This window comes from Thermococcus prieurii (genome assembly GCF_054657655.1).
Window position 1 is genome coordinate 198,004 of sequence record NZ_BAAHYH010000001.1, and the last position, 19,231, is coordinate 217,234.

The following is a 19,231-nucleotide window of genomic DNA, read 5'->3' on the forward strand; positions in this document are numbered from 1 at the left end:
CCTTGGGGGAGATTCAGGTTGTGGCTTTCATGGTCGGCAACGAGGAGTTCTGCCTTGACATATCCAAGGTCAGGGAAATCAAGGAGATGATGCCCATAACCCGCGTTCCCAACGCGCCGGACTTCGTTGAGGGCGTCATAAACCTGCGCGGTCAGATTACCACCGTCGTCAACCTCAAGAAGCTCCTCGGCTATTACGACCTGGACGAGGACCTCTCCAAGAAGAAGATTATCATCGCCGAGGTCAAGGACGAGGTTGTGGGCATAATCGTTGACGCCGTCTCGGACGTCATAACCCTCACCGAGGAGCAGATAGAACAGCCTCCGAAGACCCTCGCCAGCAGGGTGGACATACGCTACATAAAGGGCATCGCCAAGATAAACGACGGCGAAAGGCTTCTCATAATGATTGACCTCGACAAGCTCCTCGGCGACGAGTTCTAGAGTAGGTTGAGGTCCTTTAGAATTTCCTCTATGTCGTCTTTCTTCTCTTCGGGCTCCTTCTCAACGGCTCCGAGCTTGAGCATTAACTTCTGCACCTGTTCCTCCAGCCGTCTCAGCTCCTCGAACTGGTAGCGCAGCTTCTCGTAGAACTCCTTTTCCACTGGCGTCACAGGGACGGGTTCTCCGAGCATCTCGGCAATCCTGTCGATTTCACCGGCTAACTCGTAGGTTATCCTGTGTATCTCGATGAAGCTCTTCTCGGGCGAGAGTTCTTTGTCCCCGCGCTTCATCGGGAGTTCGAGCCTCTTGGTCTTGACTATGACCTCGTTGAACTTGGAGTAAACGTTCTCGTCCGGGACGGAAACGATGGCCAGCTTCCTCAGATTTTTGAGGAGTTCGACGAGGTTCTCTTTGAGCTCCTGGAACTCCTTCTGCCCCTTTCCGGTCAGGACGTAGACCTTCGCGATGTCCCTGAGCGAGAGGAGTGCGCGCTTGGCTTCGAGAAGGCCCTCGCGGAGCTTCTCTGGTTGGAGGGTTATGGCGGCCTTGATGACCTCGAGGAACTCCTCAACTTCCTCGTTCTTCCGCCTCTCGATGACCTCTTCGAGGTGCTCTATCTCCTCCTCAAGCTCCCTGATGATTTCCTCCCTGAGCTCCTCCTTTATAAGCTCCCTGCTCTCCTCAACTTCCCTTTCCAGCTTTTCGACCCTGCCTTCGAGCCTCTCAAGGCCGCTCTTAACGCTCCCAATCTCGAAGTCGAACTTCGTCTCGAACTTCTTGAACTCTTTCAGGGACTTTTCAAGTGAGGTCAGCTTTTCCCGTATCTCCCTGAGCTCCGGGAGCTGGGTTGAGCCCCTTTCCGTGGTTCTTAGTTCAGAAAGCCTTTTCTCGATGGCAGAGCGGAACCCGGTGAAGTTCTCTTCGAGCTCCATTAGGTCGTCTTTGAGTTCGAAATATCTCGCGAGAACCTTGTTCGTAACGTCCCTAACGTAGAGAACTAGCGCCACTGCAACCACTGCCGTTACTGCAATCGCTTCCCACATGATTACCACCCGCGGAGCCCGTGGAACTAATATGGGCAACGATGTTTTAAACCTTTTTTGAACCCTCTTTAGATTTTTTCCAAGATGATGGGTGAAGGGCCCAATATTCCACCATCATCGAAATGTTGTGATGATTTTTCAATTCAGTGGGTTTTGTATTGGTTAAGGGACATTCTCCATGCGAAAACGTTATATATCTTCCAAGCGCTAACAATAATACGGTGCACCTGCACGCTTAGCTACATAAACTTCAGCGGGCTACAATCAGGCTCAGAAAAACCCGGGGTGGTGGAGGAATGAACTCGGTGGTGATAGACCCGCAGGTGCTCAGGTCATTGCACCGCAGTGAGCTCAGGAAGAAGATACTGATGTACCTGAACGAGATATACCCGTCCGCAACGTACCTGTCGGAGATTGCAAGGGTCGTCGGTTCTGACCCCTCGAACGTTAGGGGAGCTCTCGTTGGTCTTGGTAACCGGTACAACGGTGAGAGCTCCCTGGTTTACCTCGGTCTCGTTGAGGAGATAGCGAGCAACGGCTTCAAGTACTACCGCCTTACAGAATACGGCAAGAAGGTCGTGGATTACCTGAAGGAATACTACCGCTACTACAGGCGGTTCCTGTGAGGTGGGGAGATGACCTCCCCAAGGGTCGTGGACACCAACATAGACCACATGGTCAGGATTGCCATACTCCAGATTGTTTCCCTCGGCACGAAACACGGTATATTTTCCCTCCTTGCGAAGGAGCCCACCCTCCAAGAGCTCCTTGAGGGAGTAGGTCTTCCAAACAGGGCCCTGCTCGTGAGGTTCATCTCCACGTTGCAGGACCTCCGAATCGTCGAGGTTCGCGCCGGGAGGCTCCACCTCAACGGTTTTTCATATACCCTCGAGATTCCTCCAGATAAGTACGACCTCCTTCTCCCGGACTGGGTTTCCATTCACGAGGAGATTTATCGAATGGTGGACTACGCCTTCATAACTCCCACCCATCCACACATCCTCATGGACTTCGACAAGGACGCCGACTTCTGGGACATGAGAATGAGCACCTCCTTTGCGAGGGCCTACCGTGAGGTCATGGCCGACGTTGCCGGCCTAAAGCCTGGTTCGGCGGTTCTCGATATCGGCTGCGGTTCAGTATCGCCTGAGTTCTTCGGCAGGATTGTGGGCTACGATGGTCTCTACCTCGGCCTCGACTACTCACCGGCGCTCCTTGAGATAGCCCGCTCCAGGGCCGAGGAAAAAAACCTCCCCATTTCCCTTAAAGAGCTCGACGCTCGGCTTATACGGCCCGTCAACGAGTACGACGCTGTTCTGATGAGCTTTGTCCTCGAGTACATCCCGGACAGGGCTAAAGTCCTCAAGAACGCTTTGGAAACCTTGAAAGATGGGGGTAAGCTGGTGATAGTAGAACCCTTCAGGGACACCTTTGAGAACGTTTCGGCCCTTGAGTTCTTTGAAACCCTTAATCGGGACTTCATAGGCTTTCCAATGACTCAGGAGATTTTAAAGGCCGTTGAAAAGTTGGGCTTCACCGTGCGCGTTGAGCGGCCCGGTAAGAGCCTCCTCGTTCTTGAAAAACTATAACCCCTCCCAGCCCCTATCGTTGGGTTCTTTTTTGGTACCTACATATGCACCTACACAATCACCTACACTACTAAGAACAAAAAAGGGCTTTATATTTTTCGGGCGTAACCACTAACGCAAATAACCCTATGGGGGTGCGTGGTGAATGAAGGCCAGGACCAGAAGAGGTGCCGTGGGTATCGGTACCCTGATTGTGTTCATAGCAATGGTTCTAGTGGCGGCTGTTGCCGCGGCAGTGCTTATCAACACGAGTGGTTATCTGCAGCAGAAGGCTTCCAGCACTGGCAGGGAGAGCACTGAGCAGGTCGCCAGCGGAATACAGGTCATGCAGGTGGTTGGTTACTACAACGCGGCGGACAACGGACTGACCAAGCTCGCTATCTACGTTACTCCGAACGCGGGCAGTGCCGGAATCGACCTCAACAACACCAAGATAATCCTCAGCAACGGTACCGCTCAGGCGGTTCTCAAGTACAACTCGAAGTTCTATGACAACACCTCAAACAACATCTTCGGCTCCACCGCTTGGCCGAACGTTACCTACAAGACCAACTTTGGTATCATCGTCATACAGGACTACGACCACAGCGTTAAGAAGGACTCCCCGACCATGAACGCCGGTGACATCGTCGTCCTTACCGTTGACGTTGGCGACCTCTTTGGAGCGATACCGGTCAGGACTCACATCACCGGACAGGTCGTTCCAGAGTTCGGAGCTCCGGGTGTTATCGACTTCACGACCCCGAGCACTTACACAACCGCGGTGGTGCAGTTGCAGTGAGGGGGTGATGTGAGTGAGGCTCGTTAGAAAGAGGAGGGGTGCCGTTGGTATTGGCACCCTTATAGTCTTCATCGCCATGGTCCTCGTCGCGGCTGTTGCCGCGGCAGTGCTTATCAACACGAGTGGTTATCTGCAGCAGAAGGCTTCCAGCACTGGCAGGGAGAGCACTGAGCAGGTCGCCAGCGGAATACAGGTCCTGCACGTGGTCGGCCACACCAACGCCGACAAGACCCTCATAACCCAGCTCGCTATCTACGTTACTCCGAACGCGGGCAGTGCCGGAATCGACCTCAAGACCACCAAGATACTCCTCGCCAACAACGCAACCCAGGTCTACCTCACGTACAACAACAGTATCGATGGCACTGACGTCTCGAACGTGTTTGATCCGAACCTCTGGACCAACACCAGCTCCACCAAGTACGTTGCCCTGATAATACAGGACTACGACAAGTCAGCCATCAAGGGAACCACGCTCAACAAGGGCGACATAGCGGCCCTCCTCGTCAACGCGACCGCTGTGTTTGGTACCGGAATACCCGTTAGGACCCACATAACCGGCAAGGTTATCCCAGAGTTTGGTGCCCCGGGCGTCATCGACTTCACCACTCCAAGCACCTACACTACCGAGGTCATCAACCTCCAGTGACGCTTCTCTTCCCCTTTGACTTTCGTTCTTTGACAATTTTCAGGAGGTGATACCTTGCGGAGGGGAGCAATAGGCATTGGCACGCTGATAGTCTTCATTGCAATGGTGCTCGTCGCGGCAGTGGCGGCAGGAGTTATCATCGGCACAGCGGGCTATCTCGAGCAGAAGGCTCAGGCCGCCGGGAGGCAGACCACCCAGGAGGTTGCGAGCGGTCTCAAGGTCGTTAACATCTACGGCTACGTGAACACAACGCCACCGAGCAAGGGGACAATAACGAAGATGGCGATATTCATAGCGCCCAACTCGGGTAGCGAGGGCATAGACCTCAGCAACGTCAAGATAGTCCTAAGCGACGGGGTTAGACTCGTCGTCTACAACTACAGCGAAATCCTGTATCGGGGCATCATAGACGACCTCTTCAACGGCACCAACATCACAAAGCAGGTTTGGGACAACCCGAACCTCACGAACACAACGTTTGCAATAGTTGTAATCCACGACGGAGGCAGCAAGATGGACGTAAGGCATCCGAACCTCGAGTGGGGCGACATGGTGGCGTTGCTCCTCAAGACAACGGTGTTCAGGACCGAGGATGGCAGGGCGGGCATTGGCCCGGCGACCAAGATAGTGGGCAAAGTCATACCAGAGGTCGGTGCGGCGGGAGTTATAGACTTCACCACTCCAGCCACGTTCAACTACAACGTGATGGTGCTCCAGTGAGGTGATGGGTATGAGACGCGGTGCGATTGGTATTGGCACGCTCATCGTGTTCATTGCAATGGTCCTAGTTGCCGCAGTGGCCGCCGGCGTGCTCATAAGCACGAGCGGCTACCTGCAACAGAAAGCCATGGCGACGGGTAGGGAAACCACCCAGGAGGTTGCGAGTGGAATAAAGGTAATGAACATCTACGGCTACGTTTACGGCAACCCGCCGTCCGGCCACAACATAACCCGCCTAGTCATCTACGTCAGTCCCAACGCCGGAAGTGGGGGCATAAACCTCGCCCACGTTAAGGTGGTCATAAGCAACGGCAAGCAGATGGCCGTGTTCAGGTACTACAACCCGAGCGAGGACGAGAACATCAGCGGCGTGAAGGTCAACGCCACGTACTTCCACTACGCCGGCGACATCGAGAACATCTTCCAGTACAACACCTCATACCTGCCTTACGGCAACAAATCGACGACCCTCAAGGTTGCAGACAACATCACCCAGCTCTGGGAGAACCTGTACAACGCCACTGTAAACGGTCACCTAATCTTCGGCATCGTGGCCGTTCAGGATTACGATGGCAGTATCTCCGACAACCCGGACAACCCCACCTTGAGCTGGGGCGACATAGCGGCGCTCCTCGTGTGGATGACACCGTTCAAGGGAGGGGACAAGTTCGGTCTACCACCGGCCACTAAAGTCACTGGAAAGGTCATTCCAGAGAACGGCGCAGGCGGTGTCATTGACTTCACAACGCCCAACACTTACACACAGAACATCATACAGTTGCAGTGAGGGGGTGGGACGATGGCCTTAGCGTTCCTTTCATCTTTATTTGGGAAGAAAAAAACCAAGGAAGAACCCGCCCCCTCCTCAGAGCCCTTGGAAGTGGAGGAGCTCGAGGAAGAGGTTGAGAGCAGGCAGGAGAACGAGCAGATTACGCAGATACTCGAGAGGATAAACGAGATTGAGAACGACATCCCGAGGATAAAGATAAGCATCGACACCCTCAAGAAGCAGATACAGGAGCTCCGCGACGACATCGACAGGCTCGACAAGACCATCAAGGACGTCATGATGCTCTACGAGGTCATCAGCCAGGAGATAAACCCCTTCAAGGAGCAGATGGGGCAGGAGAACCCGCTCACCAGTGAGATACAGGAGCTCAGGAAGGAACTGGAAGACTTAAAGCTTGAGATTGCCCAGATAAAGAATGACATAAAGGTGCTCGCCGGCTACGGCGTTGACCTCGACTCGATAATCTATGAGGTGCTTGCGGAGGTGTGACGCATGGAGGTGGCAAGGCTCGTCACAGAGGCGGACATCAACGCAAAGCTCGCAGAGCTCAAGGGCAAGGTTCCCAGCGTCGTCATAAACGACCTCCGGGAGAAGCTGATAGCGAGAAAGGAGAACCTCACCTACGAACAGCTCGAGAAGATAATCCAGAAGGTCCTCGAAACCTACGGCAACCAGGTGACCAAGTACGAACAGCTCAGCAAGCGCGTTGACGAGCTGGGCAAAAGACTAACCGACCTCAGCATGCAGCTGAGCAGGCTCGTTGAGACCCTCGAAACGGCCAAGTTTGATGTTCATGAGAAGAAGGCCGAATCCGTCTCGAAGAAGGTCGAGGAAGTTCACGAGAAGATTGGCAAGCTTGAGGAACTCCTCGAGGAAGAGGAGGAGAAAGAGGAGGCTCCCTCCGAACTCGTTGAAAAGCTTGAGGAGCTCCACAAGAAAGTTGAGGAGCTCGCGGAGAAGGTTGAGGAGAAGACTGCAAGTGAGAAGCTTGAGGAGGCTCAGGAGAGGCTTGAAGAACTCCAGGCCAAGATTGAAGCCGGCGAAGAGGTCAGCGAGGAGGAACTCGCCGCGGCTGAGCAGGCCGTTGCAGAGGCTCAGGCAGAGCTTGCCCAAGAGGAGGAGAAGGCCGAAGAGGCCGGGCCAGTTGTGGAAATCGAGGAAGTTCCCGAGGCTTCAGAGGTTGAAGAAGTAGCCGAGGTCCAAGAGGCGCCTGTTGAGGAGGAAGGGGTCGAGGAACTCAAGGTTGAGGAGGTGCCTGAGACCGTCGAGGAGGTCGAAGAAGTCGAGGAAAAACCCGTGGAGGAAGTTTCCGAAGAGGCGGGGCAACAGGAGGTCGTCGAGGAAGTACCCGAGGAGGTCAAGGCTGAGGAAGTTGAGGCTCCCACAGAAGAAACGCCCGAAGAAGTTGAGGTCATCCCCGAGGAGGGGGTTGAGGAAGTTTCGATTGAAGAAGTTCCCGCTCATGAGTTTGTTGAAGAAAAGAAGGAAGGTGGTGTTGGCATGGCTGAAAAGCTTCAGATTCCCGAGGACATCGCGAGCCTTCTCTTCGAGGAGGAGCCAAGGAAGGCCAGGCTTGAGAAACTACCCGAGGACATCGTTTCCACCATGATAGCGCTCAAGTGGCTCGGATTCCTCATCGACAGGGTCGGCATACAGAACCTTGAGAGGGTTCTAGAGTTCTACTACGAAATCGGCTGGATAAGCGAGGAAGTGCTCAACCAGCTGCTCCGCTACGCCAAGGGCACCAGACCGCACCACAGGGACCCGGAGTGGAAGCCGGCCGAGAAGCTCACCGTTCAGGACCACCTCATAAGCCTGCTGTTCATCGAGCGTCTCAGGGGACTCAGGATTAACAGAAACGTCCTTGATAAACTTGAAAGGGAAATCAAGATGCTGGAAAAGACGCTCGATGAATTCTATGGCATCTGAGGGCTTGGAGGGGGCGGCCTATGGGGTTCAGCGTCTCAGCGAGTGCAGCGATAATCTTCATTTCATTTTTGATGATGGCTGGGACGCTCTACACCGCCTGGGACAATGCCTACGCCAACGTTCAGGCCGCCCGCGAGTATTGGTACAACCTCAAGCTTTCACAGTTGAACACTCTGTCCTCTCTAAACGCTAAGAACAGTAGTGTCAGCACGGGGACTACATATTACAACATAACCCTCGCAATTCGGAGCAATGGGATTACCCTATACGTCCCCCACTGGAGCGGAACGTATGATGGAAAGCTGGTTACACTTTACAACGTTAACGACGATAACGTTGGTTTCCTCTCCAATTACACCTATCTCCTCCCTGGCGGTGAGGTCCTGCTGAACGTTACGTACATACCCCTCGATAGCACTCACCACACGCTGAACGTAGTCTTCGGAAATGGGTGCTGGGTCAGGTTCAACTGGTACTACAACACAACGACGAACTCGGTGTACGTTACCACATCGAGGGGCTGTCCAACGGAGGTGAGCTGATGGGGGCAGGTGGACCTGCAAGCGAACTCATAATGTTCATAGTTGCCGTGCTCGTTGCTGGGAGCGTTGCCGGGGCACTGGCCTACGTTACCAACGACATAGCCCAGGGGATACACACCAGGGGTTCAATGCTGGCCAGTGACCTAAGGACGGATTTCGCGATAATAAACGACCCCAACAATATACCCACGGCCGGAACTGGGCCGTATAATTACACGTTTTACATAAAGAACATAGGCCAGAATCCCATTCCTTTCACGTCCTCTGCCGTTCAGGTCCTGATTAACGGTGTCATGATTCCCCCCAGCAATTTGACCTTCATTGACCCTGTAACAAAGGCCGAGATAACGACGCTTCAGCCCTACGAGGTCGGTGCAATAAACGTCACCCTCGGGACGGCGCTCACCTCCGGTGATTACTACACCCTAACAGTGGTACTGGAGAACGGCAAGAAGCACACGTTCGTCTTCAAGGCACCGTGATGCGTAGGGGGCTAAAATAAAGCGAGACGGTGGTGGTCACCTTGGTCGAGGAACTGCTCAAGATAGAACTCAAGGGCGACGAGCTCCACAGGCGTCTCGGCGGCGGAATCCCCGCTGGAACAATAATGCTCGTCGAAGGCGACAGGGGTAGCGGTAAATCCATCTTCGTCCAGAGGCTCCTCTACGGGTTCCTCATGAACGGCTACACCGCGAGCTACATCTCAAGCCAGTACACCACCGTTGAGTACATAAAGCAGATGGAGTCCCTCGGGTACAGCGTTATCCCCTTTCTAATCAGGAAGAAGCTCATATTCGTCTCCCTTTACCCCCTCTTGAGCGGTGTGAGTGAGAAGAGGAAGTTCCTGAGCAGGCTTTTCGGTGAGCCCCGCCTCTGGGAACCGGATATAATGATAATCGATTCATTCTCATCCCTCCTCTCGCGCGAGCAGGACCCTTCCGCCGTTAGGGACTTCCTCCTCTACGTGAAGAAGATGGCTTCCCTGGACAAGGTGATTATACTCACCGCGAACACCGAGGAAATTGACCGCGACTCTCTCTTCGTCCTTGAAGAAGCGGCCACGATGCTCCTAAGGCTGAGCGTGAAGGTCTTCGGTGGGGATTTGAAGAACTCGGCGACGATAGTCAAGTACAACAACGCCAAGGGTGTCTTCCAGAAGATTATACCCTTCCGCGTCGAGCCGAAGGTGGGGCTGATAGTAGAGATAGCGGCGGTGGTGTGATATGGCGCAGGTGGTCAGCGACACCCTTGAGGAGGCAATGGCGAGGAACCCCCACCTTCGCAAGTACATTGACCAGTTTAGAAAGAAGTACGGCAAGATGCCGGAGTTCTACGCCCAGCTCAGCAGGGACATGAAGGACATAATGTACCCCAACATCATCTACCCGGTGGGAGACCCGATATTCATCCACATCTACGCCGACCCGGCCACCGCCGAAAAGCGCTACATAGTCATCGAGCCAAGGATAGAGAGCAGGGAGGAGGAAGAGAAGTACAACATGATTCGCGACAAAATCCTTGAGATAGCCCCGACTAGGGACATCCCGGAGGAGCAGGAGGAGTTCGAGAGGTTCCTCGATGCACTCTTCGATGAGGCAGTCCTCGGCCTTGTAAAGTCAGGGGGTAGGAAAGGGCTCGGAAAGGGAAAGGGCTTCGTCATCACCAAGGAGGAGATGGAGAAGTTCCGCTACCTCATCAAGAGGGACATCATAGGTATAGGCCCCCTCGAGCCCCTCGCGAGGGACCCGTACATAGAGGATATTCCACATCATCGGCGCCAACAACATCTCCCTCGTCCACAAGATATTCGAGATGATGCAGACCAACATAAGCTTCGGCGACGACGTGAAGCTCGCGGACTACTTCAAGAACATAGCCGAGCGTATTGGAAGGCCCGTCAGCGACAGGAACCCGATAGTTGACGGTGCCCTGCCCGACGGTTCGCGTATAAACATAATCTACTCGCCGGACATCTCCATCAAGGGTCCGAGCGCGACAATCCGTAAGTTCTCGGCGACGCCGATAAGCATCACCCAGCTGATAGCGTGGGGAACGCTCAGTGCAGAGGTCGCCGCATACCTCTGGATAGCCCTCGAGTACGGTATGAGCGTCTTCGTCTGTGGTGAGACGGCTTCCGGTAAGACCACTCTACTCAACTCGATTATCCCCTTCATCAAGCCCGGTTCAAAGATATTCACCGCCGAGGATACGCCTGAGGTTCAGGTTCCCCACCCGGTCTGGCAGAGGCTCATCACGCGTGAGCGCGGTCCCGAGGAGAGCCGTGTTACCCTGTTCGACCTCCTCAAGGCGGCCCTGCGTTCGAGGCCGAACTACATCATCGTCGGTGAGATTCGTGGTGCCGAGGGTGCCATCGCGTTCCAGGCAATGCAGACCGGTCACCCGGTCATGAGCACCTTCCACGCGGGCGACATCAAGAAGATGATACAGCGTTTCACCGGCCACCCGATAAATGTCCCGATAACCTTCATTGACAACCTCAACATAGCGGTCTTCCAGCAGGCGGTCTACGTCAGGGGTAAGTTCCTGAGGAGAACGGTGAGCGTCGTCGAGATTGAGGGCTACTACGAGGAGCTCGGAGGAGTTGCGACGAGGAACGTCTTCGAGTGGGACCCCGTTGCGGACAAGCACATCTTTAGGGGTTTCAACAACTCCTACATCCTTGAGAGGAAGATAGCCGAGATTGCCGGCTACGAAGACCCCAAGGACATCTACAACGAGCTCTTCCTGCGCGCGAGAATCCTTCAGAGGATGGTCGAGCTCGGCATAACCAATTACTGGGACGTCTACAAGGAAATCAAGGCCTTCTACCTCAGGGGTCTCGAAGGCTTGAGCTTCAGGGTCTGAGGTGATGGCAATGGCCGACGAGAAAATCAGCATCTTCACAAAGGCCGACCTAAACATGGAGGCGTACCTCAGGAAGGTCCTGCTGCCCTACCTAGGTATTTCCGCGGTTCTGTTTATCGTCGTGGGGTTAATCTCAAGGCTTTTTCCAGTCCCAACTGGCATTAAAGTTCTCCTCTTCATGATTCCTCTTATCCTCTCATCTACGCGGCCGTTTACCCATACATCGTGGCGGATTCCAAAAGATTTCAATCAACTCGAAGATGCCCTACTTCATCACGTACTTCGCGGTGCTCTCGACGAGCGAGATGGGCCGTTCTGACCTCATAAGAATCCTCGCACAGGACCCGAAGCTCGGTGCGATAGCCGGTGAGCTCAAGAAGGTTCACACCATCGTCAACAAGCTCCATCTTTCGATGCCGGAAGCGTTCCGCTTCCTCGCTAGGAGAACTCCGAGCCAGATGTTCGCCGACTTCCTTGACAGGCTGGCTTACTCCCTCGACAGCGGTGTCGACCTGAAGGAGTACCTCTTCCAGGAGCAGCAGACGGTCATGGACGACTACCAGACCTTCTATGAAGGCGCACTCTACGACCTCGACATCTTCAAGGAGATTTACGAGTCAATCATCATCTCGGTCGTCTTCATAGCCTCGTTCGTTATCATCGGTCGATAATCACAGGTATGGACATCGGCAGGATGGGCCTCTACGCCGTTGCCATGACCCTCGCCGCCGAGCTGGGAATCCTGCCTCGTCGTCAAGTTCAGAATGCCTGAGGACCCGATATGGGCGGACAGCAGGGGGATAAAGGACCCGCGCAGGGAGCGTATAAAGCGCGCCGCGATTTACTCTCTCATTGCAATGGTCATTACGGCGCTGGTGTATGTGCTCATCATAAAGCCCCGCTTTGCCCTGCCGTCTCCCTTCGCCCTCGCGCTAATCCTGACCCCCCTCTATTACCTCGGGCGGGTTGTGGATAAGGAGGAGAAGTCCATATTTAGGAAGGACGAGAACTTTCCGGCCTTCATCAGGAGTCTGAGCTCGTCTTTGGCGGCGAGCGGTGCCTCACTCGTGCTCGTCCTGAAGTACCTCAGCGCCCACGACTTCGGTTCGCTCACCGACGACATCAAGGCACTGTACAGAAGGCTTGCCATACGCGTTGACAGGGACAGGGCCTGGGACTTCTTCATAGCCGGAACAGGGAGCTGGCTAATCGGTATATTCTCTGAGATATTCCGTGAGAGCCTCAGGATGGGTGCGGAACCGGATTACGTTGGCCTTATCATCAGCAGGAACTTTGAGAGGCTCGTCCGCCTCAGGAGGAAAAGGCAGCAGAGCATAGCGAGCTTCATAGGCATCATATACGGCCTAACCGGTGCCTTCGCTTTCTCTCTCGCGGCCTCGTTCCAAGTGGCGGTTTCGATAAGCAAGATGTTCTCCGGGATGAACCTAAACGTCGCCAACAACTACATCGGCAACCTCATCCACGTGATTCCTCCCTCGGGGATGGCGTTCCTAACGTACATAATGCTCGTCCTGATGGTCCTTCACTCCCTGCTCGCCAGCATGGTTATCAAGCTCGCCGATGGCGGGCACATCCTCGGCTCCTCAAGGTACTTCGTCATACTGGCATGGATATTCGCGGTGGGAATGTACCTCGGCCAGAGCCTCATGGCCAAGATGATGAACGTGGGCGCGGGTGGGGCAAGCGGGCAGATGGTGGCATACCTTCTAAGCCTCGCGGGGGTGATTCTATGAAGCGGGTCGTTCTGTTCTCACTCCTCATTCTTGCGTTCCTCGTAACGCTCCACGGGGCCAGCGCGTCATCCTTCAGCGGGTGGGTCTACGTTCCGGGAACGGTCTCCGCCAACAACGTCACGCTCCATTTTGAAGACGTATCCCTGACTGGCGAGCTCCTTGGGCGGGCCTTCGTTAACGGTACCTACTACGGCGACTTTGCCTTAAGACCCGGCTCCGAGTTCAAGGTCGGCAACGTCGTGCTCCACTACTACAAGGCCTTCGTTGGCTCTAAGGTGGCAGTTCTGGTCGGCTTTGACTTCCTGAACCTGACCGTGGGGGAGTCGGTCACCCTTGGATACTACCGCTTCCAGGTCGTTGCCGTTGGTCCAAACGGAGCAACGATAAGGGCGTACTACCTGGGGACTGAGAAGGATTTCACGGCTTCCAGCTTCAAGGTCGGCCACGTTTCCGTTACCGTATCCTCTTACCCGGAGGTCTTTAACGGTTACCTAAAGGTCGGGGAGGAGATTCACGTTGACGGCCACTACCTCGTGTTCGAGAAGGCATGGGTTGAGAACTCGACTGGAACCCTCGTTAAGAAGCTTCTCTTCAACGTGGATGGAAAGAACTACACGCTGACGGCGGGCGAGAAAGCGGACGTGGGGGTTTTCCACGTCGATGTGAAAGATTTGGTTGTCGTCACGAACTCCACGTCCGAGTCCTGCGTCGCGTGCTCAAGCTACGCCGACGTAACTGTGAACTTCATAGGGGCTTCCCTTGCCGTCAAAACAGTTCCGGACTTCGAGTTCTCCCTCCAGCCCGGCCAGACGAGGAACGTGGGGCCGTACCTCTTCAAGTACCTCTACCCGTTCTCCTCTTCCGCCCAAGTTGAGCTCATGAACAACTGCGGGCAGAAGATTACCGGAGCGAAGCTCACGAACTCCACGATATCGGCCGTTCTCTACTACGGCGGCGTCGTCATCGCGCTCGATTCAGTTGCCTCTGATGGAACGGCTACGTTCTACGGCTTCCTGAACCCGTCCGAGTTTCCGAACGTAACCAAAACCGCCAACCTCCTCATGACCCTGAAAGTTGGGGAGGGCCGCCAGTACGTGCCTATGAACGTGAACCTGACGCTGACGAACACAGGAACGGTTCCCCTGTCGCACATCTCCGTGGTTTTCAGCCCTGGGACCGGCTTCCGGGTTCTGGGAAGCGATAGCTTTGAGATAGCCTCTTTACCTCCCAACAAAACCCTCGTCCTCCATCTCAGGGTCCTTCCAATGAAGGAGGGAACGCTCAAGCTCGGCACGGCCACGGCCGTTGCGCTGGCGCCCTTCGAGCTTGCCTGCAGTCACTGTACGGTGCTCCACTTCACCTCCAACGACCCCGCGGTGAGGGTTAGAACCTCTGCCCTCGCGTATTCGATTGCCCTCTCGGCTCCCCCCAAGGTGGAGGTCGGGTCGGCGTTCCCCCTCGTAGTGACGGTTAGGAACACTGGCAACGTTAAAGTTCCCGCGAACGTGAGCGTCAGGATTCCCGCGGGCCTCGCGGTCGAGTCGTCGTCGGGGCTCAAGGTTGTGAACGGCAGCGTTCTCTTCGCGGTCGAGCTGAAGCCGGGGGAGGTCAGAAAGCTCAAACTGAACGTTGTCCCATACGTCAACGGAACGGCAAAAATCACCGCCCGGGTTTCATCGCTGACCGGCCTCCTGAACACGACCTCCATAACGTTGAACGTGAGTACTCCGGAAGGGGGTGTTGTAACGGTCTCGGCCCCCTGCAACGGCACGGTCACAACGTCCACGGTTCCGGGGAAGGAAGTCACGGTTACCAAAACCGAGTACAAAACGAAGACCGTAACCTCAACGACCACCTCAAGCGTCCCCTACACACCGCTCAGGACAAAGTTAATCTGGCTGGTCCTCGGGTCCCTCATCGGTGCCGGTGCGATAATAGCAATAGCCTGGTACCAGGCCAGGTCGTCGTGACCCTTTTATCATCTTCTTCCTAACCTTCGCAGGGGGTCTGCATGAACCTCGACGAGCTCTGGGCGAGAACGGTTGAGAACCTCGTTCGCGAGGGAATAATAAGGAGCGAAGCGGTTAAACGGGCCTTTCTAAAGTATCCCCGCTACCTCTTTGTTGAGGAGAAGTACCGGAAGTACGCCCACCTCGACGAGCCGCTGCCGATTCCGGCCGGGCAGACGGTAAGCGCCCCCCACATGGTGGCCATAATGCTTGAGCTCGCCGAGCTTAAGCCCGGCATGAACGTCCTCGAGATAGGGACCGGGAGTGGGTGGAACGCTTCTCTTATAGCCGAGCTCGTCAAGACCGACGTCTACACCGTCGAGAGGATTCCAGAGCTGGTCGAGTTCGCGAGGAGGAACCTGGAGCGTGCCGGTGTAAAAAACGTCCACGTTATTCCCGGCGACGGGACGCTTGGCTTCCCGCCGAAGGCTCCCTACGACAGGATAATCGTAACGGCCGGGGCACCGGACATACCGAAGCCTCTAATCGAACAGCTCAAGCCCGGCGGAAAGCTCATAATCCCAGTCGGGAGCTACCACCTCTGGCAGGATTTGCTTGAGGTAATCAAGCTCGAAGACGGCTCGGTTAAGGTCAAGAACCACGGGGGCGTTGCCTTCGTGCCCCTCATCGGGGAACACGGCTGGAGGGAGTAGGCTTTTAAGTTCGGTCCCTCTTCATAACCCGGTGATAGAATGAGGCTCATAGCTTTCGACGTCGAGGGAACCCTTGTAAAAGCAAAGTCAAGCTGGGTCGAGCTCCACAAGAAGTTCGGCACGTGGAAGAGGGGAAAGGAGTACGCGGAGCTCTTCTTTGCCGGAAAGATAGACTACGCGAAGTGGGCGGAGCTGGATGCCTCGCTCTGGATTGGCCGGAGGAAGGAGGAAATCCTTGAGTGGGCAGACTCGGTCGAGTACAACGACTACGCCTTTGAGCTGATGGACTTTCTGCGCGAGAACGGCTTCAAAATAGCCCTCCTCTCGAGTGGGCTGATGTGCCTGGCCGGAAGGGTTGCGAGGGAGCTTAAGGCCGACTACGTTTTCGCCAACGAGCTGGTCTTCGAGGACGGAAAAGTTGCCGGCGTCATTCCGAGGGTTGACTTCGAGGGGAAGGGCGCGATACTCAGAAGGCTCAAGGAGGAGCTCAAACCTGAACTGACGATAGCGGTCGGCGACGGCTTCAACGACCTCAGCATGTTCCGCGAGGCGGACGTGGCGATAGCGATAAACCCGCACGAGGGAGTCGAAGGCGACCACGTCGTCGAGAGCCTGAGAGAAGTGCGGGAGATAGTCGAGGGACTGATAGGGGGTCGGTGAAGGGCGTGCTCCTCACCGCTCGGCAAAGCAAAAGCTCGTCATCCCCCTGTCGGCCCGACCGGAACCCCCGGTTCACGATTCCCCAGGGAGGGCGGGCGCCGGGCCGGTGGAAAATTGGGGGAAGGCCTTAAAACTTTAGAGGCCCATCAGCTTGAGCTCGAGCCACCAGAAGATGTCGCCGATGAAGTAGCTTATCAGGAAGCCGAGGAATATCGCCGGGGCGAAGGGCATCGCCTTCTTCCTTAAAAACCTGTTCTCCAGCTTTCCCTCCTCCACGAGTCGTTTGAGTTCCTCAATCTGCTCCTTCGTGAGTCCCTCGGCCGTTGGTGATGCTATAACCCTCCCGTAGTCCGGTTTGAGGAGCGAAAGGTCCACCTTCAGGAGCGCGACTTTGAACCTCTCGAAGGGGTCCGTCCTGTCGCGTCCGATTTCTCCGTCCTTCTCGAAGATGGTTTCTCCAAGTATGTCCCACTCCCTGAGCTCCTCAACCGGCACCTCCTCCACGAGCACCTCACGCCTTATGAACTTGACGAGTGCCAGAAACACCTTGAAGGCGTAGAGGAACGCGAGGAGCCTCAGGAATGCTAAGAGAGAGCTCTCCGGTGAGAGGTAGACGAGATACGCCAGGACGAGCGCTCCAACAACGTCCCCGACCTTTCTCAGCATGCCGAAGACCGTTATGAGAGCTATCGCGAGGAGCCAGCCGATGACGGGGTTCAGTGAGAGACCGAGACCTTTCTCGAGGAGTACCCGGACGCCGAAGGCGCCCATAATCCAGAGGGACAGCTCCACGGTGAGGCCCGCTCCCGAGACGAATATCTCCCTGAGCTCGGAGAAGCGCTTTCTCACGATTATAACGCCGAAGGCGTAGATGAAGATGAACGGGAACACTGCGATGAGGCCGTTGAGGAGGATTGCTATTGGGTAGAGAGGGTAGTGGACGTAGTAGGGGGCGGTTATCTTGGCCGTATCTGGGGGGTATGGCAGGAGCGCGGAGAAGCCGGCCAGTATAACTGCGTCGCCGCTCGCCCATGCCCCGATGTAGAAGAGGAGCAGACCGAGAATCAACCCAACGACCAGGGCTATTATTCCCGAGAGGGCAACCAGAACGCTACCCTCGCTCAGTCCCTTGTAAAGATAGTAGAGGATTCCGATTTCAACGGCCGGAACCGGCAGTTTGACGAGCCACTTCGGGAGGGAAATCTCTTCCTCACCCTCATCCCAGCCGAGGAACTTTCCGATGAGCGCTAAAAAAACCGAGACGTGGTTGTCGAAGATGAAACCGGTCTTTAGGTCGGTGTACGAGGTGACCAAACCCATAACTAGCCCAACCAGAAGTGGAACCGTTTCCATACTTTCACCTCACAGGTTTTCAAGGAGCTGTTTCCTAACGCTGTCAACGTAGTTGTTGACGTTCCTGTTGAGGTCTTTCATTGAGTTGAAGATGACCCTCGTGGCTACGAGGACGAGCACGAGAACCGCGGCCAGCATGAACAGGTACTCCAGCGCAGTTTGAGCCCTTCTCATGGTCCCTCCCAATAAGGTTACGCCCCAAAGCCTTTAAAAGTTTCCCCGAACTTTTTTCGGGAGCGAAGATGAAGGTTCACAGACTGTTCGTCAGGGACGAGTACCTGGACTTCATAAAGTCCGGCCAGAAGAGGATAGAGGTTCGCGTCGCTTACCCCCAGCTGAGAAAGATTCAGCCAGGGGACAAGCTCATCTTCAACGACTCGATTCCGGCCGTTGTTACCGAGGTCAAGCGCTACGAGACCTTTCGCCAGGTTCTCCGGCAGGAGCCGATAAAGAAAATCTTCCCCGACGAGCCGAGCTTCGAGAGGGCCGTAAAGAGGTTCCACAACCTCTACCCCAAGTGGAAGGAGAACCGCTATGGCGTAATAGCCATAAAGTTCAAGCTCATCGGTGAGGAGCGATGAAGCACCTCGAGTTCGATGGTCGCTATGCCGATGCGATACTGAAGGGGAAGAAGAGGGCAACCGTCAGGCTGGGCAGGAGGCCGAACCTCATGGAGGGCGACACCGTCCTAATCCACGCCGGCGGTTACGCCCTCGGAAAGGCCGTAATCGAGAGGGTCGAGAGCAAGACGGTGAAGGAGCTCACCGATGAGGATGCTTTCCTTGACGGCTTCTCGAGCAGGGAGGAGCTGATTAAGGCTTTGAAGGAGCACTACAAGTACGTAAACGACGATTCCAAGGCCCACGTGATAGTCTTCCGCCTCGTGGAGAAGTTTGACAAACCAGTGATGAGCTCGGACTACGCCTACGAGGGCAACCTGCCGGTTGAGATAGCCGAGAAGGCGTTAAAGTACCTCGACCTGCCCGAGGAGGACAGAAAGCTGATAGAGCTTTTCCTCAAAACTGGAAGCCTGAGGAAAGCGGCCTACAGGCTTGGCGGCCTGAACAAGCGCTACCTTATAAGGGACGCGCTGAGAAGGGCCTACGAGGAGCTGAAGAAGAAAGGAATCATGGGGCCGAAGCTTTGACGCTCTCGAGGAGCGCCACCGTCTCCTCGCCATCGACTTCCTTCTTAACGGCTGAAAGCTTGACAGGCATGAGCTTGAAGGTGTTTCCGTTGATTAACCTCCTCAGGGCCTTTTCAAACTCCTCCATCTCCCTCTCGTCCGCGAAGTCCACCTTGGCTATGAAGTCGTACTCCCCGTAGAGCCACTGCCCGTTCACGGGGAGCTTCTCCAGAACCTCGTCCCTAACGCCCCAGACGAGGAGTACCGCCTCGATTTTCTTCACCTCCGCCATAAAAGGGGGTTGTCCTACGATAAAAGCATTTCT

22 protein-coding genes and 2 pseudogenes are annotated in these 19,231 nt (G+C 55.3%); 20 read left to right on the forward strand and 4 right to left on the reverse strand.

The window, feature by feature from the left end:
• The first annotated feature begins 2 nt into the window (after window positions 1–2).
• A complete protein-coding gene (locus tag ACYQ04_RS01175) occupies window positions 3–443 on the forward strand; it encodes a chemotaxis protein CheW (RefSeq protein ID WP_460126907.1) in 441 nt (146 codons plus the stop codon).
• Here ACYQ04_RS01175 and ACYQ04_RS01180 read toward each other — a convergent pair.
• Entirely contained in the window at window positions 440–1,486 is a 1,047-nt protein-coding gene (locus ACYQ04_RS01180) for a hypothetical protein (RefSeq protein ID WP_460126908.1), read from the reverse strand. The genes ACYQ04_RS01175 and ACYQ04_RS01180 overlap by 4 nt on opposite strands.
• An 84-nt stretch (window positions 1,487–1,570) precedes the next feature.
• Between ACYQ04_RS01180 and ACYQ04_RS01185 the strand changes: the two genes are divergently transcribed.
• The 17 genes and pseudogenes from ACYQ04_RS01185 to ACYQ04_RS01265 all read left to right on the forward strand — a co-directional run bounded on the left by ACYQ04_RS01185 (window position 1,571) and on the right by ACYQ04_RS01265 (window position 16,427).
• Window positions 1,571–1,786 (forward strand): hypothetical protein, encoded by a 216-nt coding sequence (locus ACYQ04_RS01185; protein WP_158523841.1) that lies wholly within the window; start codon window positions 1,571–1,573, stop codon window positions 1,784–1,786.
• Window positions 1,783–2,112 (forward strand): helix-turn-helix domain-containing protein, encoded by a 330-nt coding sequence (locus ACYQ04_RS01190; protein WP_042690868.1) that lies wholly within the window; start codon window positions 1,783–1,785, stop codon window positions 2,110–2,112. The genes ACYQ04_RS01185 and ACYQ04_RS01190 overlap by 4 nt, the downstream gene beginning before the upstream one ends.
• Before the next feature lie 9 nt (window positions 2,113–2,121).
• The gene (locus ACYQ04_RS01195) at window positions 2,122–3,075 is read left to right on the forward strand and encodes a class I SAM-dependent methyltransferase (protein ID WP_460126909.1); all 954 of its coding nucleotides are present in this window, start codon (window positions 2,122–2,124) and stop codon (window positions 3,073–3,075) included.
• Window positions 3,076–3,220: 145 nt separating this feature from the next.
• Entirely contained in the window at window positions 3,221–3,856 is a 636-nt protein-coding gene (locus ACYQ04_RS01200) for a flagellin (RefSeq protein ID WP_099212063.1), read from the forward strand.
• Window positions 3,857–3,869: 13 nt separating this feature from the next.
• Window positions 3,870–4,505: a flagellin gene (locus ACYQ04_RS01205; RefSeq protein WP_099212061.1), complete on the forward strand. Its 636-nt coding sequence runs from the start codon at window positions 3,870–3,872 to the stop codon at window positions 4,503–4,505.
• 54 nt (window positions 4,506–4,559) lie between these two features.
• Window positions 4,560–5,225 carry a flagellin gene (locus ACYQ04_RS01210; protein ID WP_460126910.1) on the forward strand — a complete coding sequence of 222 codons (666 nt, stop codon included), beginning with the start codon at window positions 4,560–4,562 and terminating at the stop codon, window positions 5,223–5,225.
• Window positions 5,226–5,235: 10 nt separating this feature from the next.
• Window positions 5,236–6,012 carry a flagellin gene (locus ACYQ04_RS01215; RefSeq protein ID WP_460126911.1) on the forward strand — a complete coding sequence of 259 codons (777 nt, stop codon included), beginning with the start codon at window positions 5,236–5,238 and terminating at the stop codon, window positions 6,010–6,012.
• A gap of 12 nt (window positions 6,013–6,024) precedes the next feature.
• Complete coding sequence (locus ACYQ04_RS01220) at window positions 6,025–6,504, forward strand: flagella accessory protein C (RefSeq protein WP_460126912.1); 480 nt, start codon at window positions 6,025–6,027, stop codon at window positions 6,502–6,504.
• A 3-nt stretch (window positions 6,505–6,507) separates the two neighbouring features.
• The gene (locus ACYQ04_RS01225; protein WP_460126913.1) at window positions 6,508–7,944 is read left to right on the forward strand and encodes a FlaD/FlaE family flagellar protein; all 1,437 of its coding nucleotides are present in this window, start codon (window positions 6,508–6,510) and stop codon (window positions 7,942–7,944) included.
• A gap of 20 nt (window positions 7,945–7,964) precedes the next feature.
• Window positions 7,965–8,486, forward strand: a complete 522-nt coding sequence (locus ACYQ04_RS01230) for a flagella (RefSeq protein ID WP_099212050.1) — start codon at window positions 7,965–7,967, stop codon at window positions 8,484–8,486.
• Window positions 8,486–8,968 carry an archaellum stator protein ArlG gene (arlG, locus tag ACYQ04_RS01235; protein ID WP_460126914.1) on the forward strand — a complete coding sequence of 161 codons (483 nt, stop codon included), beginning with the start codon at window positions 8,486–8,488 and terminating at the stop codon, window positions 8,966–8,968. Before ACYQ04_RS01230 ends, arlG begins: the two co-directional genes overlap by 1 nt.
• Before the next feature lie 41 nt (window positions 8,969–9,009).
• The gene (arlH, locus tag ACYQ04_RS01240) at window positions 9,010–9,708 is read left to right on the forward strand and encodes an archaellum protein ArlH (RefSeq protein ID WP_099212047.1); all 699 of its coding nucleotides are present in this window, start codon (window positions 9,010–9,012) and stop codon (window positions 9,706–9,708) included.
• A gap of 1 nt (window position 9,709) precedes the next feature.
• Window positions 9,710–11,351 (forward strand): annotated as a pseudogene (locus tag ACYQ04_RS01245) (type II/IV secretion system ATPase subunit).
• 10 nt (window positions 11,352–11,361) lie between these two features.
• Window positions 11,362–13,105, forward strand: a pseudogene (flaJ, locus tag ACYQ04_RS01250) (archaellar assembly protein FlaJ).
• Window positions 13,102–15,075 (forward strand): COG1361 family protein, encoded by a 1,974-nt coding sequence (locus ACYQ04_RS01255; protein WP_460126915.1) that lies wholly within the window; start codon window positions 13,102–13,104, stop codon window positions 15,073–15,075. Before flaJ ends, ACYQ04_RS01255 begins: the two are co-directional and overlap by 4 nt.
• A gap of 41 nt (window positions 15,076–15,116) precedes the next feature.
• Window positions 15,117–15,767, forward strand: coding sequence for a protein-L-isoaspartate(D-aspartate) O-methyltransferase (locus ACYQ04_RS01260; RefSeq protein WP_460126916.1), 651 nt, complete (start codon window positions 15,117–15,119; stop codon window positions 15,765–15,767).
• 39 nt (window positions 15,768–15,806) lie between these two features.
• Window positions 15,807–16,427, forward strand: coding sequence for an HAD-IB family phosphatase (locus ACYQ04_RS01265; protein ID WP_460126917.1), 621 nt, complete (start codon window positions 15,807–15,809; stop codon window positions 16,425–16,427).
• 135 nt (window positions 16,428–16,562) lie between these two features.
• Here ACYQ04_RS01265 and ACYQ04_RS01270 read toward each other — a convergent pair whose 3' ends face one another.
• Both ACYQ04_RS01270 and ACYQ04_RS01275 read right to left on the reverse strand, forming a co-directional pair.
• On the reverse strand, window positions 16,563–17,780 hold the full coding sequence (locus tag ACYQ04_RS01270; protein ID WP_460126918.1) for an A24 family peptidase C-terminal domain-containing protein: 1,218 nt from the start codon (window positions 17,778–17,780) through the stop codon (window positions 16,563–16,565).
• A 9-nt stretch (window positions 17,781–17,789) separates the two neighbouring features.
• The gene (locus ACYQ04_RS01275) at window positions 17,790–17,966 is read right to left on the reverse strand and encodes a class III signal peptide-containing protein (RefSeq protein WP_394346609.1); all 177 of its coding nucleotides are present in this window, start codon (window positions 17,964–17,966) and stop codon (window positions 17,790–17,792) included.
• A 56-nt stretch (window positions 17,967–18,022) separates the two neighbouring features.
• Between ACYQ04_RS01275 and ACYQ04_RS01280 the strand changes: the two genes are divergently transcribed.
• Window positions 18,023–18,361, forward strand: a complete 339-nt coding sequence (locus tag ACYQ04_RS01280; protein ID WP_460126919.1) for an ASCH domain-containing protein — start codon at window positions 18,023–18,025, stop codon at window positions 18,359–18,361.
• Window positions 18,358–18,927, forward strand: coding sequence for an ASCH domain-containing protein (locus ACYQ04_RS01285; protein WP_460126920.1), 570 nt, complete (start codon window positions 18,358–18,360; stop codon window positions 18,925–18,927). Before ACYQ04_RS01280 ends, ACYQ04_RS01285 begins: the two co-directional genes overlap by 4 nt.
• Here the strand turns inward: ACYQ04_RS01285 and ACYQ04_RS01290 are convergent.
• Window positions 18,908–19,198, reverse strand: coding sequence for a hypothetical protein (locus ACYQ04_RS01290; protein WP_460126921.1), 291 nt, complete (start codon window positions 19,196–19,198; stop codon window positions 18,908–18,910). The two genes, ACYQ04_RS01285 and ACYQ04_RS01290, sit on opposite strands and share 20 nt — an antisense overlap.
• Window positions 19,199–19,231: the final 33 nt, after the last annotated feature.